24 protein-coding genes and 1 tRNA gene are annotated in these 23,193 nt (G+C 35.4%); 12 read left to right on the top strand and 13 right to left on the bottom strand.

Annotation, left to right across the window (positions count from 1 at the left end; all coding sequences use genetic code 11):
• Window positions 1-26 precede the first annotated feature (26 nt).
• The 4 genes from P162_RS01345 to P162_RS01360 form a co-directional block, all read right to left on the bottom strand.
• Complete coding sequence (locus P162_RS01345) at window positions 27-1,682, bottom strand: hypothetical protein (RefSeq protein ID WP_051907724.1); 1,656 nt, start codon at window positions 1,680-1,682, stop codon at window positions 27-29.
• Window positions 1,683-1,692: 10 nt separating this feature from the next.
• Complete coding sequence (locus tag P162_RS01350) at window positions 1,693-2,280, bottom strand: hypothetical protein (protein WP_031425397.1); 588 nt, start codon at window positions 2,278-2,280, stop codon at window positions 1,693-1,695.
• Window positions 2,264-2,809 (bottom strand): RNA polymerase sigma factor, encoded by a 546-nt coding sequence (locus P162_RS01355; RefSeq protein WP_031425398.1) that lies wholly within the window; start codon window positions 2,807-2,809, stop codon window positions 2,264-2,266. Before P162_RS01355 ends, P162_RS01350 begins: the two co-directional genes overlap by 17 nt.
• Window positions 2,810-2,988: 179 nt before the next feature.
• Window positions 2,989-3,915 (bottom strand): FKBP-type peptidyl-prolyl cis-trans isomerase, encoded by a 927-nt coding sequence (locus P162_RS01360; protein ID WP_051907725.1) that lies wholly within the window; start codon window positions 3,913-3,915, stop codon window positions 2,989-2,991.
• Window positions 3,916-4,037: 122 nt separating this feature from the next.
• On the opposite strand from P162_RS01360, the gene P162_RS01365 reads away from it, so the two are divergent.
• Genes P162_RS01365 through P162_RS01375 form a run of 3 tightly spaced genes read left to right on the top strand, consistent with a single transcriptional unit; the run spans window position 4,038 to window position 5,518 of the window.
• Window positions 4,038-4,427: an RNA-binding S4 domain-containing protein gene (locus tag P162_RS01365; RefSeq protein ID WP_031425400.1), complete on the top strand. Its 390-nt coding sequence runs from the start codon at window positions 4,038-4,040 to the stop codon at window positions 4,425-4,427.
• A complete protein-coding gene (locus P162_RS01370) occupies window positions 4,417-5,001 on the top strand; it encodes a methyltransferase (protein WP_031425401.1) in 585 nt (194 codons plus the stop codon). The genes P162_RS01365 and P162_RS01370 overlap by 11 nt, the downstream gene beginning before the upstream one ends.
• A 25-nt stretch (window positions 5,002-5,026) precedes the next feature.
• Window positions 5,027-5,518 carry a phosphoribosyltransferase family protein gene (locus P162_RS01375; protein ID WP_031425402.1) on the top strand — a complete coding sequence of 164 codons (492 nt, stop codon included), beginning with the start codon at window positions 5,027-5,029 and terminating at the stop codon, window positions 5,516-5,518.
• On the opposite strand, the gene P162_RS01380 is transcribed toward P162_RS01375, so the two are convergent.
• Window positions 5,510-6,031 (bottom strand): shikimate kinase, encoded by a 522-nt coding sequence (locus tag P162_RS01380; RefSeq protein WP_031425403.1) that lies wholly within the window; start codon window positions 6,029-6,031, stop codon window positions 5,510-5,512. The two genes, P162_RS01375 and P162_RS01380, sit on opposite strands and share 9 nt — an antisense overlap.
• 119 nt (window positions 6,032-6,150) lie before the next feature.
• On the opposite strand from P162_RS01380, the gene P162_RS01385 reads away from it, so the two are divergent.
• A tRNA-Lys gene (locus tag P162_RS01385) sits at window positions 6,151-6,223 on the top strand.
• Between the two features lie 231 nt (window positions 6,224-6,454).
• The gene (locus P162_RS01390; protein ID WP_035916732.1) at window positions 6,455-7,723 is read left to right on the top strand and encodes a site-specific integrase; all 1,269 of its coding nucleotides are present in this window, start codon (window positions 6,455-6,457) and stop codon (window positions 7,721-7,723) included.
• A gap of 318 nt (window positions 7,724-8,041) precedes the next feature.
• Here P162_RS01390 and P162_RS01395 read toward each other — a convergent pair whose 3' ends face one another.
• From P162_RS01395 to P162_RS01425, 7 genes are all read right to left on the bottom strand, one after another.
• A complete protein-coding gene (locus P162_RS01395) occupies window positions 8,042-9,589 on the bottom strand; it encodes a prolyl oligopeptidase family serine peptidase (RefSeq protein ID WP_031425405.1) in 1,548 nt (515 codons plus the stop codon).
• Between the two features lie 185 nt (window positions 9,590-9,774).
• Entirely contained in the window at window positions 9,775-10,671 is an 897-nt protein-coding gene (locus P162_RS01400; RefSeq protein WP_031425406.1) for a helix-turn-helix domain-containing protein, read from the bottom strand.
• A 16-nt stretch (window positions 10,672-10,687) separates the two neighbouring features.
• Window positions 10,688-11,695 (bottom strand): aldo/keto reductase, encoded by a 1,008-nt coding sequence (locus P162_RS01405; protein ID WP_031425407.1) that lies wholly within the window; start codon window positions 11,693-11,695, stop codon window positions 10,688-10,690.
• A 304-nt stretch (window positions 11,696-11,999) separates the two neighbouring features.
• Window positions 12,000-12,305: a type II toxin-antitoxin system RelE/ParE family toxin gene (locus tag P162_RS01410; protein WP_051907726.1), complete on the bottom strand. Its 306-nt coding sequence runs from the start codon at window positions 12,303-12,305 to the stop codon at window positions 12,000-12,002.
• Window positions 12,302-12,613, bottom strand: a complete 312-nt coding sequence (locus P162_RS01415) for a hypothetical protein (RefSeq protein ID WP_031425409.1) — start codon at window positions 12,611-12,613, stop codon at window positions 12,302-12,304. Before P162_RS01415 ends, P162_RS01410 begins: the two co-directional genes overlap by 4 nt.
• A 310-nt stretch (window positions 12,614-12,923) precedes the next feature.
• Complete coding sequence (locus P162_RS01420) at window positions 12,924-13,931, bottom strand: YhcG family protein (RefSeq protein ID WP_031425410.1); 1,008 nt, start codon at window positions 13,929-13,931, stop codon at window positions 12,924-12,926.
• A gap of 83 nt (window positions 13,932-14,014) precedes the next feature.
• Window positions 14,015-14,629, bottom strand: coding sequence for a recombinase family protein (locus tag P162_RS01425; RefSeq protein WP_031425411.1), 615 nt, complete (start codon window positions 14,627-14,629; stop codon window positions 14,015-14,017).
• Between the two features lie 255 nt (window positions 14,630-14,884).
• On the opposite strand from P162_RS01425, the gene P162_RS01430 reads away from it, so the two are divergent.
• From P162_RS01430 to P162_RS01460, 7 genes are all read left to right on the top strand, one after another.
• On the top strand, window positions 14,885-15,859 hold the full coding sequence (locus tag P162_RS01430; protein ID WP_031425412.1) for a hypothetical protein: 975 nt from the start codon (window positions 14,885-14,887) through the stop codon (window positions 15,857-15,859).
• A 242-nt stretch (window positions 15,860-16,101) separates the two neighbouring features.
• Entirely contained in the window at window positions 16,102-17,547 is a 1,446-nt protein-coding gene (locus P162_RS01435) for an alpha/beta hydrolase (RefSeq protein ID WP_031425413.1), read from the top strand.
• Between the two features lie 164 nt (window positions 17,548-17,711).
• Window positions 17,712-18,158 carry a cytochrome c oxidase assembly factor Coa1 family protein gene (locus P162_RS01440; RefSeq protein WP_031425414.1) on the top strand — a complete coding sequence of 149 codons (447 nt, stop codon included), beginning with the start codon at window positions 17,712-17,714 and terminating at the stop codon, window positions 18,156-18,158.
• 311 nt (window positions 18,159-18,469) lie between these two features.
• Window positions 18,470-19,342, top strand: coding sequence for a hypothetical protein (locus P162_RS01445; RefSeq protein WP_031425415.1), 873 nt, complete (start codon window positions 18,470-18,472; stop codon window positions 19,340-19,342).
• Between the two features lie 301 nt (window positions 19,343-19,643).
• A complete protein-coding gene (locus P162_RS01450) occupies window positions 19,644-20,630 on the top strand; it encodes a hypothetical protein (protein WP_031425416.1) in 987 nt (328 codons plus the stop codon).
• Window positions 20,631-20,984: 354 nt separating this feature from the next.
• Complete coding sequence (locus P162_RS01455) at window positions 20,985-21,446, top strand: hypothetical protein (protein WP_241077717.1); 462 nt, start codon at window positions 20,985-20,987, stop codon at window positions 21,444-21,446.
• A 230-nt stretch (window positions 21,447-21,676) separates the two neighbouring features.
• Window positions 21,677-21,898 carry a hypothetical protein gene (locus tag P162_RS01460; RefSeq protein ID WP_031425418.1) on the top strand — a complete coding sequence of 74 codons (222 nt, stop codon included), beginning with the start codon at window positions 21,677-21,679 and terminating at the stop codon, window positions 21,896-21,898.
• A 365-nt stretch (window positions 21,899-22,263) separates the two neighbouring features.
• Here P162_RS01460 and P162_RS01465 read toward each other — a convergent pair whose 3' ends face one another.
• Window positions 22,264-23,103, bottom strand: coding sequence for a DUF5694 domain-containing protein (locus tag P162_RS01465; RefSeq protein ID WP_164076175.1), 840 nt, complete (start codon window positions 23,101-23,103; stop codon window positions 22,264-22,266).
• Window positions 23,104-23,193 lie beyond the last annotated feature (90 nt).

The raw sequence follows: 23,193 nt of genomic DNA on the forward strand, positions 1-23,193 counted from the left end.
GGTATCAAAAATACCATTCTAATCTATTATTCAACAATAACATCACTAAATTTAGAAGAAATCATAACAGATCCCCCTGCATTTTTGGCTTTGTTATATCCATTGAGCATCTGGCTATCATAGCCCCGCATGATTTTTGCCTCAAGCGTTTTGGGATAGTGCAAAGAACTGCGGGTCCCATTATATGAAAAATTGTACGCCGCATCAGGAAGTGTGAGCGTAAGTTCACTATTGTTTAAACTTATATTGATGCTCTTAAAATTTTTATTCAGACTGGGTATGGTCAAGGCTCCAAAACTACCCCGTATGACCGCCGTTTCTCCTAGCTCATTGATTGTAATATTACTGGCACGTGCGTCAAGTTTGATATTTTCTGCACTGTTGATCACACAGCTTTTCACATAATTGGTCTGCAGCGTACCGTAGTTCCAGCTTTTAACATCTATAGGGCTATAGGCAATGGTCAAATACGTTTTATCACCATCTATGGTTTTTGCGATAAAACCACCATGCGAAAGATTTATCCTCGCATTTTTAGCTTCGGTCAGGGTTATATTGCCATGACGGATATCAAGGTCCAGTTTTGCTTTTTTCGGCATATGAACCACAATAGTACGTTTAATTTTGCCGCTCTTCGGTGCAGGATTTACAGATCCCGATGAAAACCGTACAGAAGTTCCTATTACATTCCCATTGGCATCGCGCGTTACCGTCTTACTAAAGTTTCCATTCTCCGTATTCTGTGCCATTTGTTCAATTTGCTGCGACAATGCTTCCATTGCCGTGCCCATGTTTGCAGATAGCGATTGCATGTTGCTTTGCATGGATGTACCCCAGTTTGTCATATTCTTACCAAAGGATTCTTTAAAATCCTCATTCCAGCGTTTGAGATCATCCATCCACGCGTCCATTTCGGCAACCGAAACTTTTGTACCCAACTGTTTGTTCAAAGCATTCAAATATTGCTTTTTGTCCCTTTGATAGGCATTGGGATCAAAATTTAAACTTTTACCGAAGGGCGATTTTGGTAAAGCACTGATTTTTTCTGCAGCATCTGATTTGGCCTGATTCAACTTTTGAGCATTCTGCTGCTCCCACTTTGTAATGACCTGGTTATAATCGTCCCCAAAACTGGTACGTATCTTCTCTTTATAGGCCTTTAAATATTGCTCTCCTTTTTGACGGTACGCATCATAATCAAAACGAACGTTATCAATCTTATCGTAATATTCTTTTGAAAACTGTTCCCCTTGTAACCGTTCTAACATAGGGGCTAACATTTGTTGCATCATTGGCTCCAGCATTTCCATTGAGGAGGAAACCATGGTATTGATTCCCCCGTTTGAACCTGCGACAAAAGGTAAGCCAGCGCTCGTATTTCCTGAACTGTTGATACGTATACTGCCGCTGTTGCCTTGAATATTTACTGCCCAGGCGTTTTTTAATTCTTCGATCTGTTCTTCAGAAAGATCTTCAGTTTCTAAAATGGCCTCGATCTGTACCTGGTCTTTGTTCCAATTTTCAAAGACAACATCTGTATTCTGGGCTTCCACAAACAGATTGATCTCTTCAGTGGCATCGTAACGTTCTGTAATTTTAGTGGTTTTCTCCTGTGATAGGCACTTAAAACTGTTAAGGCCCGTAAGACAGGTTACGGCTATGGTAACTATATATAACTTCATTGTGGTAATTCTAGATTCTATTGCTTTTTGTTTCTCCCTGGGGAGATTTTTTTAAATCCTTTAACTTGTCCTTAAGCTTAAAGAGCAGCTCAAGCCTGAGTTTTAAATTATCTATAAGCGTATTCACAGTTTGATCATTTACCCCTACTTCGACCAGGTCTGCATTCAGTTTTTTATATTCGGTATTCAATTCCTCCAGTTGCGCCATGTAGGAATCAACCAGATCTTTATTACTCTCTGTAAGACTGAGCTGGGCTAGTTCTACATTGATACTCGCCATATAATAATCTTCCAGCTTTTTAAATTCTGGGGAAAAATCACTTAGGTGCGGTGTGGTATCAGCTTCTGAAACCTGTACATTTTGCGGGTCCGGTTGCACCGAAGTGTTCAAACTATTTTTAAATAAAAGTCCCCCTACCGTAAGTAGTACAATACATACAGCCGCGATCTTGAGCCACATTTGTTTCTCTCCGTTTGAATTTGCTTTGCCAAAATGAGAATCCAACCGCTTCTCAAAACGGCCTTCGTGGCCTTTTCTAAGACCCTCTGAAGGAAGGCCATTGTCGTTTTTAAACAGCTCCCTAATATCCTGTGCCATGGTAATATGGTTTTAATTTTTCCTGTAATTTTTTTTTGCCACGATGAACCAGTGTTCTGGAGGCGACTTCTGTGATATCCAGTATTTCTGAAATTTCCTGATGATCATATCCTTCCATTAAAAAGAGCATCACCGCAAAACGGTAACGTTCTGGTAAATCTTCAATAGCATCCTTGACCTGATCAATGGAAATACCATCGCTCACAGACCAATCGTCAAACTCCTCCACCGTGCCCATCACCTGCTCATTGATCGCAACGAGTTCCAGCTTTTTGGCTTTTAGCATATCAATACTTTGATTGATGACAATACGCTTAAGCCAGGCGCCAAAGGTGACTTCCCCAGTGAACTGGTGCATCTTTGCAAATGCTTTTACAAAGCCTTCCTGCATAGCATCCTCTGCCTCGTACGAGTTTTTCAGAAAGCGAAATGCCACATAATACATGCCCTCGCTATACTTGCGGTAGAGCTGTAACTGCGCACGGCGATCGTTATGCTTGCATCGTTCTAGAATTTCTGATAACTGCAAAATGATGGTCTGGTTAGTGGTGTTAGTTAAAGGACGGATAGCCTTTTTAAATGTTGCACAATTATTAATTTATTTTTTTTGATCTTTATAATAATATGAAAAATTCAAAATATTAAACTAAAAAAGTCCGGCACATTGGCCGGACTTTAATAATGATTTATCTTCTAGAAGTTTAATTATTAAGAATCTGCATCTAGATAATCTGGAATACCGTCTCCGTCAGTATCTAGATATTCAATAGAACCGTCAGCATTGATAATGATCTCTTCACGCGTTGGAATTCCATCGCCGTCATCGTCAATATCAAGATAGTTGGGCGTTCCATTACTATCTGTATCATCATCGCGCAATATTTTATTCTTATTGATATCCTCTACGATATTAGGTACTCCATCCCTATCATTATCGGTATTTTCGATAACATCAAAAATTTCCATGGTAAATATCAGACTGGAGTAAGCAGGGATCGAACCTTGGGATCCACTAAAATAAGCAAGGCCGGCAGGGATAAAGACAGCGCCAATACCATAATCATTACTGAATTTCAACGTACCATCCGTATTTAAACTAACAGAAGAAGCACCTTTAAAAGAATTAACGCCGTTTGCAAATCCTGGAACCGTACCTGTAATACCATTGCTTGTAATTACACCCGGCAAATTAAACCATAATGGCGTTACAGAACCGTCAAAACGTTCATCATTGAATAAACGCCCATTATAGTTCATATATACCGAATCTGCATACGTCGCCTGCTTTCCCTCGCCTTCGCGAACGACCAGTGTATAAAGCTTATAGTTTACATCAGCAAAATTGATCTCCTGTACGGTAACATCTTCAAGAAGTGATTTCTTATCAGCATTCTCGCCTTTAAGCTCACCAAACCTTATCTTATAATCAAAATCTTCTGAAGGATTATCAAACTCCTCGTAATTGTAATAATGTGTCTCTAAGTATGCCGTGATAGTAGAATCACTTTCAGCTTTTACCTCTTCCCTATCGCGATCTGGTACCGGCGCGGGACCATTATTATCATCGTCTTTGTTACAAGAAATCAAGGCCATTGTAGCCAGAACAAGGCTCAGTATTACTTTTTTGCTATTCATCATTATTATTTTGAGTCGCGCAAGATACAATTTTACGTTATTTTTGTAACGCGATACTTTTTAAACTTCACCTAATATTTAATATCCGTTGCGCAACAAAACGGTTCAAAAAACAATAGATTATGCGCGTTGACAAATATTTATGGCACATTCGCTATTTCAAAACCCGCTCTGTGGCGACCAAGGCCTGTAACAAAGGACAGGTCAAAATAGATGATGTTGCAGTTAAAGCATCCCGGGATGTTTTTCCTTCAGATATTATACAGGTGCGCAAAAACCAGATAGATTATAAAGTAGAAGTGCTTGACCTTCCACCCAGTCGCGTAGGAGCTAAGCTGGTAGGTTTATACTGTATGGATATAACGCCTAAAGAAAATCTTGAAAAGCTGGACCTGTTAAATTATTCTCAGGATTATTACCGAAAAAGAGGCACGGGAAGGCCTACAAAGAAGGATCGTCGTGATCTTGAAGATTTTAAGGATGATGTTGACGATTCAATAGATGATATTTGATAAGGACTACTGGAACCTGCGGTATACCGAAGGAAAAACGGGTTGGGATCTGGGCGTGCCATCTCCGCCATTGAAAGAGTACGTAGATCAATTAAAAAATAAAAATCTCCATATTCTTATTCCCGGAGCCGGTAATGGCCATGAAGCTATTTACCTGAAGAAACAGGGATTTCATAACGTAACGGTTATTGATCTCTCTGGAATTGCATTAGAAAATATAGCCAAAAAATATCCTGATTTTCCCGAAAAAAGACTCTTATTAGGCGATTTTTTCAATCATATGGGCACTTATGATTTAATCCTGGAACAAACTTTTTTCTGTGCATTAGATCCAGGACTTCGGGAAGATTACGCCCTTAAAATGAAAAGTCTTTTAAAACCCGGCGGAAAGTTGGCTGGCGTCCTGTTTGATTTTGAGAAGATGGGGAATGAACCACCCTTTGGCGGTAGCAGCAGCGAGTACAGGAGGCTATTTGAAACCCATTTTAATATAAAAACCTTGCAATGTTGCCACAATTCGGTAAAACCAAGAAAGGGAAACGAACTCTTTTTTATCTTTGAAAACCCACAATAGTAACATTTAGTCTTAAACAAAGCATATGCAGACCATACTTAGCCACGAGGACATCCAAAATAAAATAAGGAGAATTGCACATCAGATTTACGAAGCCAATGTAAACGAGCCAGAGATCATTCTCGCCGGGATATCAAAAAATGGATTTGTGATCGCACAACGTTTAAAAGTGATTATCGAAAAAATAGCCGGTAATGAATGCCGGCTCTGCGAGGTCACCATGGATAAAAACGCTCCTCTAGGAACAGTCAAAGCTTCATTAGACGCTGATGTGTATAAAGATAAATCTGTTGTATTGATAGATGATGTACTAAACTCTGGCACTACGCTGATTTATGGCGTAAAATATTTTCTTGATGTCCCGTTGAAGAAATTTAAAACTGCCGTTCTCGTAAACCGAAACCACAAAAAATATCCTGTCAAGGCAGATTTTAAAGGTATTTCATTAAGTACGTCATTGAACGAGCGCGTAAAAGTACGTTTCAGCCCAGAAAATGACCTGGCGTTCTTAGAATAACCTGGCCTTGATCTCCTGTGCAACCTCTAAAGGGGTCCTGCCATCTACAAGCACCTTTAATTCGGCCTGATTATAGTAAAAACTGCGCTCAAAAAGGTGCTTTCTAACGAATTCATCCATTTTCTCCGGTGTATCCTGATGTATTAGCAAGGGGCGTTCTGCTCGAGCTTTAAAAAGCCGAACTGCAAGTTCTTCAACGGTTACTTTAATGTAAATACTGGTAGTATTAGAATTTGTGATCAGGGACATATTATCACCGTAACATGGTGTACCCCCACCCATGCTTATAACGCTCTGGGGAGCGCTTTTAAGAACTTCCTGTAAATACTTCTGTTCCAAATTTCTAAAGTAAATCTCCCCCTTGAGGTCAAATATTTCCTTTATGGACCTTTTTTCTTTCATTTGAAGAAAATCATCAAAATCAATGAAATTTATATTCAATTCACGCGCTAAAACTTTCCCTATCGTAGATTTTCCACTACCCATGTATCCTATAAGAATAATATTTTTCATAGTTATTTACTGATTTTCAATCGACTAAAACGTTCTAAAAAATTCTTTACAAATTTATTCAAAAAACCTTTTGAATTATCAATTAAATGGCTGTATATTTGCACCCGCATTCAGCGAAAGACTTGGTAGCTCAGTTGGTAGAGCATCTCCCTTTTAAGGAGAGGGTCCTGGGTTCGAGCCCCAGCCAAGTCACTAGAAGGACTATCAAACCATATCAAAACCTTGCTAATTTTATGATTAGCAAGGTTTTATGGTTTTAGGCCCTCCATTTTATTTGATATGATTTGATATAAAAAGTTCACAATTCGACCACACTTTTCATTTTCCAAAAAGTGTTGACGCTTGAAGGACAAAAAACAGATCATTTTGCTTAGTTGATTTGACTTTCGTCATAAAAATGTAAAACCATTAAAAGACGCAACTATGCAGTATTCATCACTATTAACAACACTCTTCTGGGTCAATAAATCTAGGACTAAAGATAATTCGGCCCGACTTTATCTACGAATCACCCTTGATCAAAAACGTGCAAATATTAGCCTGAAACAAGAGGTTAATTTGGAACTTTGGGACAACAAAAGGAAACAAATGAAGGGCAGAAGTCAGCATGCCCAAACTATCAATAGTTATATTGATCATGTTAAAGGTGAAATTTTAAGCATATATCAAGACTTAAAGTCTGAGGATAAAACGATTACACCACAAAGGATTAAGATTAATTTTCTGGGTAAAGACCAAAATAAACATTCCCTCAGTAGTCTGTTTGATTACTTCAATGAAAAAATGTCCCGGAAATTGGCTAAAAAGACCAAGGGTCATTACAGAACAAGCCAAAAATATATACTAAATTATATTTTATCTGAATATAAATTCCAAGATATTTATTTGAAAGACCTAGATTACCCATTTCTTATAGGATTTGAACATTTTTTGCGTTGCTATAATCCCAGACATTATCAGAGCAGTCTTGCCAATAATGCGGTCATGAAGCATATTCAGCGCCTTCGCAGAATGATCAGACTGGCTTATGAAATGGAATGGCTAGATCGGGATCCCTTTATCAAGTTTAAACCAAAACTTGAAAAAAGACAACGTGATTTTTTAACCGCTCTAGAGCTTAAGCGAATTGAGTATTTAAATATAAAAATCACAAGACTCGGAGTTGTACGAGATTTATTTGTTTTTTCCTGTTATACCGGGGTGTCCTATGCTGATGTAAACTCGTTAAGTGAAGAAAATCGCTTCATAGGTATAAACGGTAAAGACTGGTTACGCGGAAAAAGAAATAAAAATGGTAATCCTTACGAAATACCTTTGTTGCCAAAGGCCTTGGAGATTTTGGATAAGTATGAAAATGATCCACGAACAGAAATTACGCAAAAATTATTACCGACTATTTCTAACCAAAAACTTAATGCATACCTTAAAGAGATACAAGATCTTGCAGAAATAAAAAAGAATCTTACATTCCATATGTCCAGGCACACTTTCGCAACTACTGTTACATTAAGTAATGGCGTACCCATTGAAACTGTTTCTAAAATGCTAGGACACACCAAACTTGCTACGACTCAAATATATGCTAAAGTAATAGAAGAAAAAGTTAGCCACGATATGGATGCCCTACACAAGATGCTACAAAATCAGAATAGAACAAAAAACTATGATCAAATACGTCTTAAAAAAGTCTGATTTTTCTCTAAGATTCATTAGAATGTAATCTTCACCAACAATTTGGCTTTCTTGTTGATTTGTCCATTCTTTTTTTGTTCTGTTTTAAATTCCTATAAATTTTATTCGGTATTCCTTTAATTGAACTTTGAACAGAAACTTAAGGTTTTAGAACTTTGCGAATATTTTATTCGACCAAGTTCTAAAATGAGCCCAGCGGCAGCGTAAAACAATACTAAAATTGGATTATAAGCGATTTAAAAGCAAGCAAGAATACAACCTTAATTTGAACTTTAAAGAAATAAAACCTACATCTTTAGCTTTTATTATCGGCTGGTTTTACTCTCTAAGTTCGTTTAACCTATCAATCGCATTTTGATTTTGTGAATTTAGTTTCAAGGATTTTTTAAAACTCTCAATGGCCATTTGTTTATTATCTATGAATAAATATCCCTCCCCCAGACTATCAAAAAGATTTGCTGAATTTGGATAAATCTCTGTGGCCAGCAAAAGAACATTTATTCCCTGTTCCGGTGTATTCGGGTTAAAAGCGAGTTGCAGTCCAAGTGTATTGAGATCTCCTTCTGGGACTTCCAGTGTAGGATTCTCTTTTTTGGCCGTAGCATATAGATCGTAAAGATTATCATAGCCTTGTTTAAAGGCCAATTCATTAAAATCCTGAAAGGTGAAATTTTGACTAACGGCTTTCTTGGACTTTTTGGTTAAAAGACTTGTTTTGATTCCGTTATCCAGGGTATTGTTTTCAATAAAATTCAATGCACTTTCATCTTTTCTCAATTGTGCATCAAGAAAATTTAATGTGTAAACTGAGACCCATTTATAGGATTCCATAATTTCAGGATCTGTTTTATCCTGTCTTTTGTCCCTTTGCTGAAAAAGTACGCCCAATGTACTAAAATAGGAATGTGTCAGATTATGGAATTTCAAGCTGTATGTATTACTGCGTGTTATGCTATCGTAGAGTTGGAATTTTGAATTTAGTTCAGGATCGATATTATCTTCGATAAGAACTTCATCGGGAATATCTTTCTGGGCCATATGGAGGTATGGAACGTCCGTTTTATTTGGCTCGAAAAACGGCGATTTTTTCAATAGCCCGAATTGATATCTTTCCGTTCCATCAAGGCTGACAAGAGCGCTTATTTTATCGTTTCGCATTTGAGCAATTACGTTTGACAGACCTCCAAAACTGAAGCCCATGATTGCAATCCTTTTAGGGTTGACAGCTGGTAACTTTGTTGCCTCTTTTATCAAGAATTCCACATCCCTGGCCTGAGTTTCTATTTCCATTGCACTGTTTGCACTGAACCAACGGTTTTCGGTTCCACGGCTTGGGCCCGCTATCACGATATATCCGTGGCTGGCCAGATACTCACAGAGGATGAAATTTTCTATTGAAGAGGCCTGATAACTTGGTGCGTAAACAATAACAGGAAATCTGCCAGTAGCAAATTCCAACCCAGAGAAGGCTGTTGTTTTTTCTTTAAGATGATCTTGATTATCAAGTGTAGTTGCATAGTAGAACCAATTCAGAATTTGGTCATTGGGCAAGTGTTCCCATTCTTCTTCCTCTTTAAGGATCTCCAGATAATCCAAAATCTTCAACCGCTTTTTGCCCTCTACATTTTCTTGGGAAGGAAACCACATACTTGTTGGGATTGGCCTTGGGATTTTTTGATTTTTATAATCGTAAATTCTACTGTAAGTCCTCGTGCTGTCAAAAACAACATAATGCTTAAATCCAACGCTATAATTCCCAAGGTCAAGGTTGATTTTCTTTAATGAAGTTTGTCCGTAAGATGTTGTAATCCGTAAAATACAGCCCATCAATACTGCCAATCGTATAATCTCGGTAATAGTGCTCATAGTTATAGATATGGTAGTTTAAATAAGTTTCATGCCAAGAATGGGACAAAAGGTCCATTAGGCTCATTATATATTGATTTTCAGATTAATGATCCTTTATTTGAACTTTAGTCAAGCTATAACGTTTTTAAATGAGCCCCCAGCGGCAGCGCCATATGAATCAATAATTTTTGTAAGTTGATTTTTTAATTAAACAATTGCCGAAATTCTAAGGGCGACATCTTTGTCTTTTTTTTGAATAATGTGCTAAAAGACTGAGAATATTCAAACCCCAATTCGTAGGCAATTTCACTAACGGAAAGTTCAGTTACGGAAAGTTTCTCCTTTGCTTTGCCAATGATCTTTTCGTGGATATGTTGTTGGGTGTTTTGCCCGGTTTGGATTCTCAAAAGGTCACTCAAGTAATTAGGGGATATATTCAGCGCTTCCGCAATCTGATAAACTGTCAATCGTCCTTTTTCAGAGGATGCGTTGTCAAAATAATCATCAAGGTACCTTTCGAATTTTGTTAAAAGCTTATCATTTCCACTCTTTCGGGTTATGAACTGTCTTTCGTAAAAACGTTTGGAATAATTCAGCAACAATTCAATTTGCGATAAAATAATTTCCTGGGTGTGCTGGTCGATATGCTGGCATTCTTTATTGATTTTATGCAGAATTTCAATCAGATTGTTTTCTTCATCTTGAGATAAATGCAAAGCTTCATTCACAGCGTAGGAGAAAAATCCGTAAGAAGAAATCGTATTACCCAAAGAATGTTTGAGTAAAAAATCTTCGTGAAAGATCATCAAATAACCAGCAGAATCACATTCCATATTTTGAAGGTCGAGATACTGAACCTGGTTTGGAGCCGTAAAACTCAGCACGCCTTTATCGTAGTCATAATACTGCTGTCCATATCTTATTTTTCCAGTCGCATTTCTTTTCAACGCTACACAATAGAATCGATTGACAAAACCTTTCCAAATCTCATCTTCAAGAAAGATACTTTCAGATAGATTGATGACACTTACCAACGGATGTTTCGGTTCGGAAAGTGAGAGCAATCTGTGAAATGTGGAAATGGAATCAATAGTATTCATAACTGTAATTTTAGCTCTAATAATCTAAAAGTCCCATACTGAATTCGTCATAAGGTGCACCGGTATCAGTTCCTAAAGGTACGATACTTTCCAGTTTTTGTAAGTCAGATTCGCTCAATACAATCTTACTTGCTTCGATATTCTGTTCAACATATTTTCTTCGTTTCGTTCCCGGAATCGGAACTATTCCTTTGCTGATAATCCAGGCCAAAGCCAGTTGCGAAGAGGTAATTTCTTTTTCTTTAGCTAATTCTTCAACCGCTTCCACGAGTTCTATATTTTTATGAAAATACTGCTCTTGAAAACGGGGAATTCCTCTTCGGAAATCATTTTTCGGCAAATCATCAATCGAACGGATTTGTCCAGATAAAAACCCTCTTCCTAACGGAGAATACGCCACAAAACCAATTCCCAATTCATTAAAGGTGTTCAGGACACCTTTTTCCTCAACCGTTCTCTCAAACAAAGAATATTCACTTTGAACTGCTGTAATAGGATGAACAGCGTGCGCTCTTTTCACCGTTTCAGACGATACTTCGGATAAGCCGACATAACCAATTTTACCTTCTTTCACCAACTCAGACATCGCTTCAACCGTTTCTTCGATAGGAGTGTTTTTATCGAGACGATGCATGTAATACAGGTCGATGTAATCGGTTTTTAGATATCTGAGGGAACGTTCCACCGATTTCTTTACATATTCTTTGGTTCCGTTTATTTTCCAGGTCACATTGTCATTGTCGTCGATTTCCCAACCGAATTTTGTAGCGATAGTATAGTGCTCACGATTTTCTGCGATTGCTTTGGCAATAAGTTGTTCGTTTTTAAAAGGTCCATACAAATCTGCGGTATCGAGAAAACTCCCGCCCAGTTCCAAAGAACGATGAATGGTTGCAATGGCTTCTTTTTCATCGGTTTTACCATACATATCGGCCTCACCAAAACCTGTCATTCCCATACATCCCAAACCAATATTCGGGATAATTAAGCCCTGGCTTCCTAATTTAACTTGATTCAATTTCATAATGTTGATATTAATATTACAAAGGTGAAAAGAAAGCAGAAATAGAAAGTATGCAAAATGATGATTGTTGTATGCAAACTACTGATGGCTCATTTTTTTCTTTTGATTAAATAGATCAATTTCCATAGAAGGAGAACCGGCTAGGTCATCATAGAGTTCTTATTAGGTCGCACCTAATATTGGAAATAAAGAGGAAAACCGCCTTGAAGCGGTTTACATACGTGCGTGTTTTTAAAAAATTAAAGTCTTGTGCAACGGCAACCGTTGATGGCAAAAATTTTTTCGCAAAATTTCAAATTATACTTTATTTGAACTTTAGCAATTTGTTTATCTTTTCAGGATCATCAAAATTTCCCCAAAAATATTCAATTTCGATTGAGTCATTCAATATCCTATAAAACATAGTAGTATGCTTGGTAATAAAAGCTTCCCTACTGATGTTGTCATATTGTGAAACCTTGAACATTTCCGGATTCTTGACTATCAATTCAACAGTATGATCCACTTCGTCTACAAAATTAGTAGCAATCTCAATGGGCCAAATATCCAACAGGTAATCCACTATTGCGTTGAAGGACGTATCGGCTTTTCTGGTCCACGTGACTTTCATGCACGGAGCTTTTTACGTACATCTTCCATAACATCCCTATGGTCTTTTGTCCTTCCATTCTTACTGTCCTCACGGCTGGCCCTCAAAGCTTCCCTAATTTCGAAAGCCTTTGCTTCTTCAGGAAAAAGGATATTTCCAAGTATCACCATTTCGTCAATGGTAAAATTCTTTTTTTTTATCTTGTTGTAGAATGTTGCACGGGAGATACCAAGTTGTTCTATAAGATACTCTTTCTTGAATTTGCTGTCATCGATATGAGCATCAATTTCCTTAAGTAAATTTTGATAACCGTAGACTATTTCTAACATTTTGGTATATATTTTTATATATTATTAGACTAATATACTGAATAAATTGGAATTAATTCCGAATCGTACTTAAAAGAAAATCGTATTTCTCTCAACTGTGTTGAGAGTTTTTCCAAGTTTCAGAATCAAATCAAAAACAGCAGATACCGTCTGCTGTTTTTGATTTGAAATAATTTTAGGCAGACTTGAGCTCGCTCAAAATGGATTTTTTAAGCTTAAAGAACTACAGCGTAGACGATGGATAAACTTTAGAGGCCAAAATATTTCTCTCGACAGTGTTGAGAGTTTCTAATATTGACCAATATGATTATTAAAGTAGTTTTTTTCTTTCCAAATGCTCTCTAGCCTCTATCATCGCACTGTGAAGTTTCGCTTCAAGCTCGTCCCTAGGCGGCAATTCAGTCCAATATTCAGCAACCATAATTCCCTCTTTACCCATCTCCAACAGTTCAACCTGTTCATTACTTTTTTCCGCACAGAGTATGAGTCCGATAGCTGGGTTTTCTCCCTCCTGTTTCTCAAACCTGTTCAGCCATTTTAAATATAGTTCCATCTGACCCTTATGGGCCGGGATAAATTTTCCTAATTTGAGTTCAATGGCCACCAAACGCTTTAATTTTCTATGGAAAAACAATAGGTCCAGATAAAAATCATCCCCATCGAGGATCATTCTCTTCTGACGTTCGACAAAGGCAAAACCTTTGCCGAGTTCAAGGATAAACAGCTCCAGTTCTTTCAGGATCGCTTCTTCAAGATTATTCTCCATATAACCTTCCTTCAACCCTAAAAACTCTAAAAAATAGGGATCTTTGAAGCTCGTCTGTAGATCATCTGACTGCTCACTAAATTGGATTTGTGCAATTTCCCTACGCTCAAATGCTTTTCTATCTATCTGATGCCGCAGCTCGTTCCTGCCCCATGTTTCTTCGGCTGCTTTTGACGCATAAAACATTCTGGCCCCGTCCTTTTTAAGTGGGAGCAATTCAATAAAATGCGACCAACTCAATTGTGTCGCCAGTTGCGACACAATCTCCAGATCGGGAAAAACCAGGGCCAATTGCATCATCCGCCTTACATTTCTTTCCGCGAAACTTCTACCATATCTAACTTCCAACTGCGCGGAGACTGCCACTACGGTTTCTTTGCCATATACGGCGCGTTCATTGTCAAGAACAACATCATTGATCCTATTGCCCACCTGCCAATAGACCATGGTAAGTGTGCTGTTTACCTTGGCGGAAAGCTGCTTCCTTCCCCGCTCGATGATTTGGGAAATATCTTCAAATAAGATTGTTTTTATTTTTTCTTCCTCCAACATATTGATTTAAATTTTCAAAACTTTTCTAAAAGCATTTATGTTGCTGTTTATCTATTCTATGGAAACTGACGAAAAATGCGAGGTCATTGTGTTTTCCCATAGGATCTAACTTCCCCTTGGAGACCCCTAATTCGCAAATATTTGTAATAGGTTGCCCGGGATATTTTCAATTGCGAGCAGATTTCGGAAACAGTTAGTTTCCCATCCCTGAAATACTCTTCGCAAAGTACAGCCTTTTGTTGGTTCTTTTTACTGAGTCCCTTGGGCGCTCCCAGCACGATTCCCCGTTGCTTGGCAGATTCCATGCCCGCCTTTGTGCGCTCTATAATGATATCCCGCTCCAACTGGGCCAGCGCAGCGAACATATTGATCAGAAATTTACTGTGAGAGGACTGTTTAGTGGTATCTATGAAAGGCTCGGTTATGCTCTTGAACTTTACCCCCTTTTCCTCAAGCTCGGTCATCAGCTTTGTAAAATGGATAAGGCTCCTGGCCAACCGGTCCAGTTTCCAGACAATAATGGTATCACCGCTACGTACGAAGTCCCAAAGTTTATTGAGACTCTTTCTATCTTCGGCCGTACTGGATACCTTATCGGTATAGATATTCTTTTCCAGTACGCCCTCTTTGAGGAGCGCGTCCATCTGAAGATTGAGGGACTGATCCAATGTACTTACCCTAGCGTATCCAAAAACCATGACTGAAAGTTTAAATAAAGGTCAAAGTAAAAACTTTTTATTTAGTACGGCAAATTAAACTTTAAGAACATAGTGATATCCAAGAACCAAATATTGTCTAAATATACCTTCCTTTAAATGAACTTTTAAAAGCTAATTAATTTGTATCTTATCATTATAATCAAAATTCACTAAATTGTTTAATATAATGGTTATAAGGGTAACTTTATTCTTATCGATATGCTAGTCCGAATGCAAAAAAAGTAAAATGATTTAATGATAAACTTATATTGGCCGATTTATAAAAATCTTGAAAAAGAATTAGTTGAATTATCTAATCTTATCCACTTTGACGATGAACAACTTTCAGTTTATTCTGTCAAAATATCAGAATTGCTGATTAGGTGCTCGGTCGAGATAGAAGCCATTGCAAAAGATCTTTACTTGCATAACGGTGGAGTTAAACCAAATAACAATGATTTATATTTCGACACCGATTGTCTGAAGTTTTTAGAAGAAAAATGGAATTTAAGTGAAAAGAAAATTGCGATAAGTTCTTCAAATTTCTTTTTTTTAAAAATAGAAAATCGAGTGCTGAGTCCTTTAAAAAAAGCGTTTAAAAGAGGTTCTAGTGGTTCTAACTGGAAAAAAGCCTATCAAGCTGTCAAACACAATAGAACGGCAAATCTACAAAAAGGAAATATTGAAAATTTAATTCAGGCAATGGCGGCATTGTTCATTTTGAATTTATATTTCAGAAATGATGTTTTCGAATTAAAAAGAAATAATAGCGTGGACTTTGCAGAAAATCTATCTTCTATTTTTAATATTAAAGTCCACACTTGGAGAGGTGATGATAACAGGAAAGATTCTTACGTAACGCAAGAAGATTTCATAGAGTGCGTCTATTTAGTGAAATGGACTGACGACTATAAAAGTAAAATGAATACTTTCGTAAAAGAACAGAATAAGCATCTTAATGAACTGATTTTCAAACACCCAAAAGTAGTCGAATTTATAAATAAGGAATTCATAGTCAACGGTCAGCTAAAGCAGGTAGAATTCGGAAAATTTATGGAAAATAGAGATTATTTTAAGTTTATAGATATGAAAAAAGAGTATGGTTCTATGATCAATCTAGCTGCTCAAAAGGCTAAAGAAAACCTTAGTTTTGATTGGTCCATACCATCAGAGTTCGAAGCAATTTTGAACAAGAATGAAGAGATATATAAAATAAAGCCCAGTCACTAATAAAGAACAACACAATTACTGAATACCTTGCAAAAATGACATTTTTGAGTAGGTTTAAATGGACTTTACAAAGTTCATTGCTCATGTCTACTATTAGGCACTTTAAGAATATTATGGAAGGGGGGGATGTTAAAATTTTTACCACTCTTTTAGGTATTGTATTGGTACGCTTATCTATACACTAGCTACAGTTTAAGGTAACATTTAGGCTTTATAATCGTCATTATAGAAACCAATAAAAAATGTCAAAAAAAACTATCTTAAACTTACTAGTAGCATTAGTATTATTATTTAATCATAATAATATTTTGGGTCAACAACTTGAAATTAAACCTTACCAATTCATAACAGCGTCAAATGATACAGTTCAAGCAGAAAAAGGAACATTTAAAGTAAAAGAAAACAGGGAAAAACCCTCCTCTGATTCTATTCAATTATCGTTCATAAGATTTAAAAGCACTAACTCACACCCTTCAAGTCCAATTGTCTATTTGTCCGGAGGACCTGGCGGTTCTGGTTCAGTTACAGCCAAACATGAACGATTTGAGCTTTTTATGAAATTACGACAAGTTGCTGATGTAATCGCATTTGACCAAAGAGGAACTGGAATGTCCGATAAATTGACCGAGTGTCCATTTAAACTTGATGTTCCAATATCCCAACCAATAACAAAAGAAGATTATTTAAAAAAAACAACTGAAAATCTAAAAGAATGTAAATCATTTTGGGATTCCCACAATGTTGATTTAGCAGCATATAATACAACTGATAGTGCCAAAGATTTGGATGCACTTAGAAGGGTTTTGAATGTAGATAAAATATCTCTTTGGGGTATTAGTTATGGTTCACATTTGGGTTTTGAATACATAAGACTTTTTGAAAAAAATATTGAAAAAGTGGTTTTGGCAAGTTTAGAAGGACCTGATGAAACTTTGAGATTACCGACAAAAACTGACTCATTTTTAGACCAAATATGCGAACGCGCAAAAGATAATTATGGACAAACTCCCAAATATCCTGATCTAAAAAAGAAAATAATTGAAGTTCATAAAAATTTAAAAGAAGAATCCATAATAGTTGAAATAGAAGGTGACAAAGGAGAAAAAATAAAGGTTGGAATCTCTGAATTTGAACTACAGCTTGCAATTACCGCTATCTACTTAAGAGATCCCGTAATGTCAAAGAAAATCCCAAGTTTATATTCACAAATGCAACAAGGAGATTTTTCAGAAATAGGACCAATGGTAAAACTTATAAAACAATCTATTTCAGAACCTGAAAATCCGATGTCATTCGCAATGGATATGCAAAGTGGTGCTTCCGATGCCAGAAAGAAACGAATCAAGGAAGAATTGAAAACTTCGTTGCTTGGAGATGGCATTAATTATTTAATGTTGGATTGGATTGATGAACTCAATTATTTTCATCTTCCCGAAGAATTCAGAAAGCTTAAGGACAACCATGTAAACGCACTACTGTTAAGCGGAAAAGTGGATGGAAGAACTTATCTATCTTCGGCTGTCGAAATTGCCAAGTCATTTAAAAATGGACAACATATTATAATTGATAATGCAGGACATAATTTATTTATACTATCGCCAATTATAGGGGATTTGGTGCTCGAATTTTTAAAAGGAAAAGAATTGAATGTTAGTGAGATAACTCTTAAACCAGTTACATTTGAATAAACAAATGTGGCTGGAATATCGCGGGTAAAAACCAACCTCTAATCGAACTTTAATAAATGGTGTGGAAAGATATTTTAGGTATACTTAAACCCATATTTATCCATACATTGATCGCTATTTAACAAAATCGTTCAAGAAATAAAATTTTAGAAAATTATTAAAAAATGAATGACAATTTAATTGAACAAAAAAGTTGGTGGGGATCCAATTGGAAATGGCTTGTTCCGGTAAGTGGAATAATCTTGTTTGTAATTGCAATGTTCTTTTCTTCTGGAATGGACGGAATAACCACTGATTTGGTTCAGGCATATGCGGATACCGAACTTTACGAAAATGCGCTTGAAAAGGTAAAATCTGATAAAAGAGTGACAGAATTACTTGGCGGAATTAAACCGATTGACAACCTTGCAATATTGGAAGGATTTTTAGAATATAGTAATGACAATAAAACTGTGAACTCATCCATTCGCATAGTGGGAGATAAAGGAAAGGCGAGTTTGGATATTTCTGCAGACAAATTGAATGGCGAATGGAACTACACAAAAATAAACGTCAGAATTAAAAAGCCACCAGAGAAAAAACAAACTATTGAAATTGTAACAGCAGAATAAAAACGGTCGTTAAAATGAAAATAGTTCACCGATTTCATTTTATAAAATTTGAGCTAAGAAATCTATAATCCAATTTATTTTGTAGCCTTACATTTTCGGGGAAGCCTACAATTTCAAGAAACATACAGTTTCATTTTGGTTTACTTTAACCCACCTTTAAATGAACTTTAGAAAGTCAATAAAATGAATACAATATTATAGTAATGAAAATTGGTTAAATTGGTCATTATGTAGAAAACATAAAGGTGCCGATAAGTTTAGCCGTAGGTTAAGAACAAAATCTCGCGAGATTTATTTCAAATAACTATTAAATGCTGACAGAATTAAACGAAAACAAATTAATTCAAATCCGAATTCATCTGAAAAATATTATAAAGGAAGGATCTCAATTAATAGAAGAAAACAGTTCACATTTTAATATTTATCAAAGCCTTTTTAGAAGATATATTTATGCTTTTGAATCTCTAATAATTTTAACAAAAGATTTTGACCACACTAAAACTCATCGAGCACAATCAATTGCAGTAATTCTTAGAGCTAATTTACTGGACACACTAATAATAATTTATTTAAAAACATTCCAATTTGAGAAAGAGAGAGGTGCAGATATTGAAAAAGTTAAATACCAAAATGAAATAGACAAACTTTACTCAGAACAAATAAGAAGGTTTATTACAATTTCAGAACCTGATAAGAAAATACCGACTTACAACCATAAGAAATTTTGCGAAATGGTTGATAAAATTCGCAAAACATTCGATTACCTTTTTAATGATGAAATTGATATAGATTACAATAAACCTAGTAAATCGATGAAATTTAAGTCAAGCGATGATATAACAAATAAAATCATAAGGAAAAGATTAGATAATTATTCAGCACAACTTAAAGACTATAATTACTTACAAATCTTTTCATTATATGATATCTACTCAAAATACGATCATTTTGGAGTGGCTTCAATGACTTTGGAGTATAACACCACAAATGAAATTTGTGATCATATGTTTTGGTCAATTTTTCATATCACAGATGGAATCACCTTTTGCATTGATTTATTAAATAGTGAGGTCTCTAGTGAATCAGATTTTAAGAATATTCACTACGAATTAAGCTGTTTGAGAGGAGTAGTTTATACCGAGCATTTATATTTAAGCCCGAAATATAAAGAAGATAACAAATAAATTATTTGCGTAACATCGGTTATGGCAAATTTTGGATTTTATCAAAAAAAAGTAACTTAGGAAACCAAACAACAGAAAGTTCGATCCGACAAATTCGCATCCCTATTCTCGCTACTTGTTTATAAATGACCTCCTACCTATAAACTGGACCATTTGAAAGTTCGTTAAAATAGACTTTTGGGATCGTTTATAAATCTGAAAGTCATGCTACTATAAAATTGATTAAATTGATCAGTATTTGCTAGAAATAAAAGTATTGGTACTTTTATCCATACGTTGTTCGTAATTAAAAAAAACGATAATGAAAAGACCTTTTAAGGTGTTATTCTTACTCTTCCTAACTATTTTTAGTATGGAATCTTTTTCACAGAAAATGGTTGAATATTACGAACCCATAAAAAATGATAGTCTAAGAGTTGGAATAGGAGAGAATGACTTTCTGCCTTTTATTCAAAAAGGTTATACTCTAATGCTTTCAGAAAATAAGAAACCTAAAGGTGTACTCATTTTCCTCGAAGATTCAAAGTATGACAAAAAGAATTTTAGCTCAAAGCAGATATATAGTCAAGCTTCTGAAAACAACTATGCGGTATTGTCAGTTTCAACCGAAATACCTTTAGACTTTTACTTTTCTAAATCATCTATGAAATCTACGCATAATATAATTCAAGAGGTTTTTAATAAATATAATTTACCAAATGAAAACATTTTCTTTTTAGGAGCAAGTTTAGTTGGACATAGAGCGATGCGATATATTAAGTTTATGAAAGAGAATGATTTCGGATTTCAACTTAAAATAAAAGGTATTGTCACTTGCAATTTCACAATGGATTTTACAAGAAAATGGTATCAACATAAACGAGATATCAGAATTAACCGAATTGACCTTTGGGAACCTAAATTTATAAATTATCTATTAGAAACGTATTTGGGAGGAACACCCAAAACTAATCCAGAAAATTATCACAACTTCTCATCCTATAGCTACTTTGATGAAAAGAATAGAAATATTGAGATTTACAAAGATTATGCTGTTAGAGCGTACATAGACCCTGCAATAAAATATAAACTAACAAATCAACTAAGAACCTTATATGAGAATAATGCGACAGATATGGTTAGTTTTTTAGCAGAATTGGAGCTGGCAGGAAATAAAAATACCGAACTAATTGTTTTACAACCTGAAGATAATTCATCGCAAAAAAAAAATACCCAATCAACTTGGGATGCAATAAACAAGTATGAACTTATGGATTGGATTCTACAACAACCTATAAATAAACCTTGAAGAAATTGTGTTGAGAAGGGATTCCGGGTATTTAAACCCAAGTTTGTTTGAACTATACCCTAGACTCAAAAGAGGTTTTTTAAAACGTTTCCCACCAAAAGCATTAAGCTTCTACTTTAGGCACAATTCCTGAAGATCTACCCAAAGTTCATTTCCTCCTACCTATTATTAAACATTTCAAAATTACTGGGAGAGGGTATATTTTGGGATTTCAGACATTCCTTTAAACCAACTTTTGTATAGTTGTTAATTTTTTATTACGTCGTTAAAATGGATATTGTTTAAATTAGTAATCATACAATAGATATAAGAGTAACTTTACTCTTATATCTATTTTGCCATTAATTTAAAAAAATGAAAAAACCTATAATAATTGTACTTCTGACTTTAATAATTTCCAGTTGTACAGATATTAATCAAATGGAAAATTCACTTAAGAAAATTGACAGTTTAAGAAAAGAAAATGACAGTCTAAAAAAAATTGTGGCCGATATAAATAGCAAATTTGTATTTGACAGCATTTCGTTCCGTGATATTTACAGTCCAAAAAATACCTACAAACCTAACTCGAATTTTGAAGTAGAACTTTTAATAGTCGGGTATAACCTGAACAAAAACTATTTTGTAAAGTTTGACAGCATTGTGAACGGACAAAAAATTAATCCTGACACGCTTAGCCAAAGCAATGGTGGATTTAAATACAAAACAAATCTGAAGGAAAAAGAAAACGAAATCCGCATCGAAATGAATATCGAAAATGAGTACGGAGAAAAAAGAAAAGGAACGTTATTTGATATAGTGCGGACAAAAAACTAATGACAAAAATTGTTATAACAAATAGGGGTAAGCCTCGAATCCATTGACCGGGTAGTGCTTTGAAAGTACTCCAAATCTTTTGATTTGACTCTTGAAATATAAAAAATAAGAAAAAAATACAAAAGCTCTGGCTAAGGACATGCCCGAAATGAAACGGCTCATCATCTGCCCTACTTGCTATAGCCGAGCCGTTATAGCCCATTAGACCAACTTGTTCTAATAACTGACTGATGAACATTCAAGAGAAATTAGTGACTCTGATCGATAAATACCCATTAGTTACTGGCGGATTTTTTCTGATTTTAGGTATATCATACTTGATCTATAAAATAGATAAAAGAGAGTCATTTAAGATGAAAGATTATAGTTCGGCCAGCTGGAAAGCACTGGTAAATTCATGGGCGCTCATTTTTATGCTGATTATTGCCGGACTCTTTATAATCTTCAGATGACCCCCTCCCTTTAAACCGGACCGTTTGAAGGTTTAATTTTCCAGCTTGTAGATGAACTTTGAAGAAAATAGTATCAAGAAAAGATTTGGTTTACTTATTCCCACCATTATTTGGACTTTCTTTGGCAGAATTGTACAAATGTTCATTTGATCTCAAATCAGTTAAATTTGCAGACATTCAATAATCCGTAGTTACAGCGCATTTGTAAATGACAAAACCTCAATCAAATACACTCTTTGCAATTTTAATTGCATTGTTTGCCCTTGGTCTTTTTTGTTTTTTGACAATTTACTTGATGTTGTAAGCGGATTCCTGATGCACGGATCGCTTAGCTTATCATCCTAAAAAGCTGTTAGGTGTATGTCTTATTTAAGGTACTCTTCCGTATTTACGATTTTAATTTTTGGATGAACTTCAAGATAGTTTCTCAAAGCTCTGATATGACTCGATCCGAAAATTATTACAGCCTTTTTAGGCTCATCCTCTAAAATATCTTTAATGATATTTTGGTAGATATTTACATTTCTTATCATATTTTTCTGGCTCCAGAAAACATTCATATTGTATTTATCTACGTCCAAAGATGAAGATATACTTGCATAAAACATTGTATCTAAATGTTTTTCTGAGTTCAGAGCTTGAAAAACATCCAACAATTCCAATTCAGGTATTATTTTATTAAAGCTGTCAATTTTTCTAAGCGTTTCTTTTAAATCTGCAGATCTGGGCTCAGTATCGGGAATATTATTATCATCGTAATAATTAACCACGTTTTTGAGTAACTCCTCATATTGCTTTTCAAAGAACGTTTTTGCCGGCCTAACATGCCAATCCACACATGTTACTCCATGACGTAAATTTAATTCTTTGGCCAATTTAATTCCTATCTGGAATATTTCATCTGCAAGTTGAATTTCCTGTCCGCTTTTGAAATCTGAATAAATACTATCCCAATATTTTTGTCGGTTGGGTTCATTTTCTACATAAATTTTTTCGGGTTTGAATTTTTTTAATTTTTTTATAACGGTATGAATTTCCTTCTGTTTTTTATCGCCAAGAATATTGTCACCAGTTACTTTTAAATCATCATTAGTATTACCTCCGAAATGATAAGTAGCCAATAACAGAACTTTTGTTTTTTCTTGAGATCGGGTATTTATAATTGTAAATAGTAGAAAAATTGTCGTTATGTAAATTCGTAACATTAAGTTCTGATTTTGATGTATAATATAATGCTTAAGATTTGTACTCAAACTCTTGATTAGTTTGACAAAGGTGATCCAACCGCTTTGAAA

It is taken from the genome of Flavimarina sp. Hel_I_48 (assembly GCF_000733945.1).
Taxonomy (GTDB): domain Bacteria; phylum Bacteroidota; class Bacteroidia; order Flavobacteriales; family Flavobacteriaceae; genus Leeuwenhoekiella.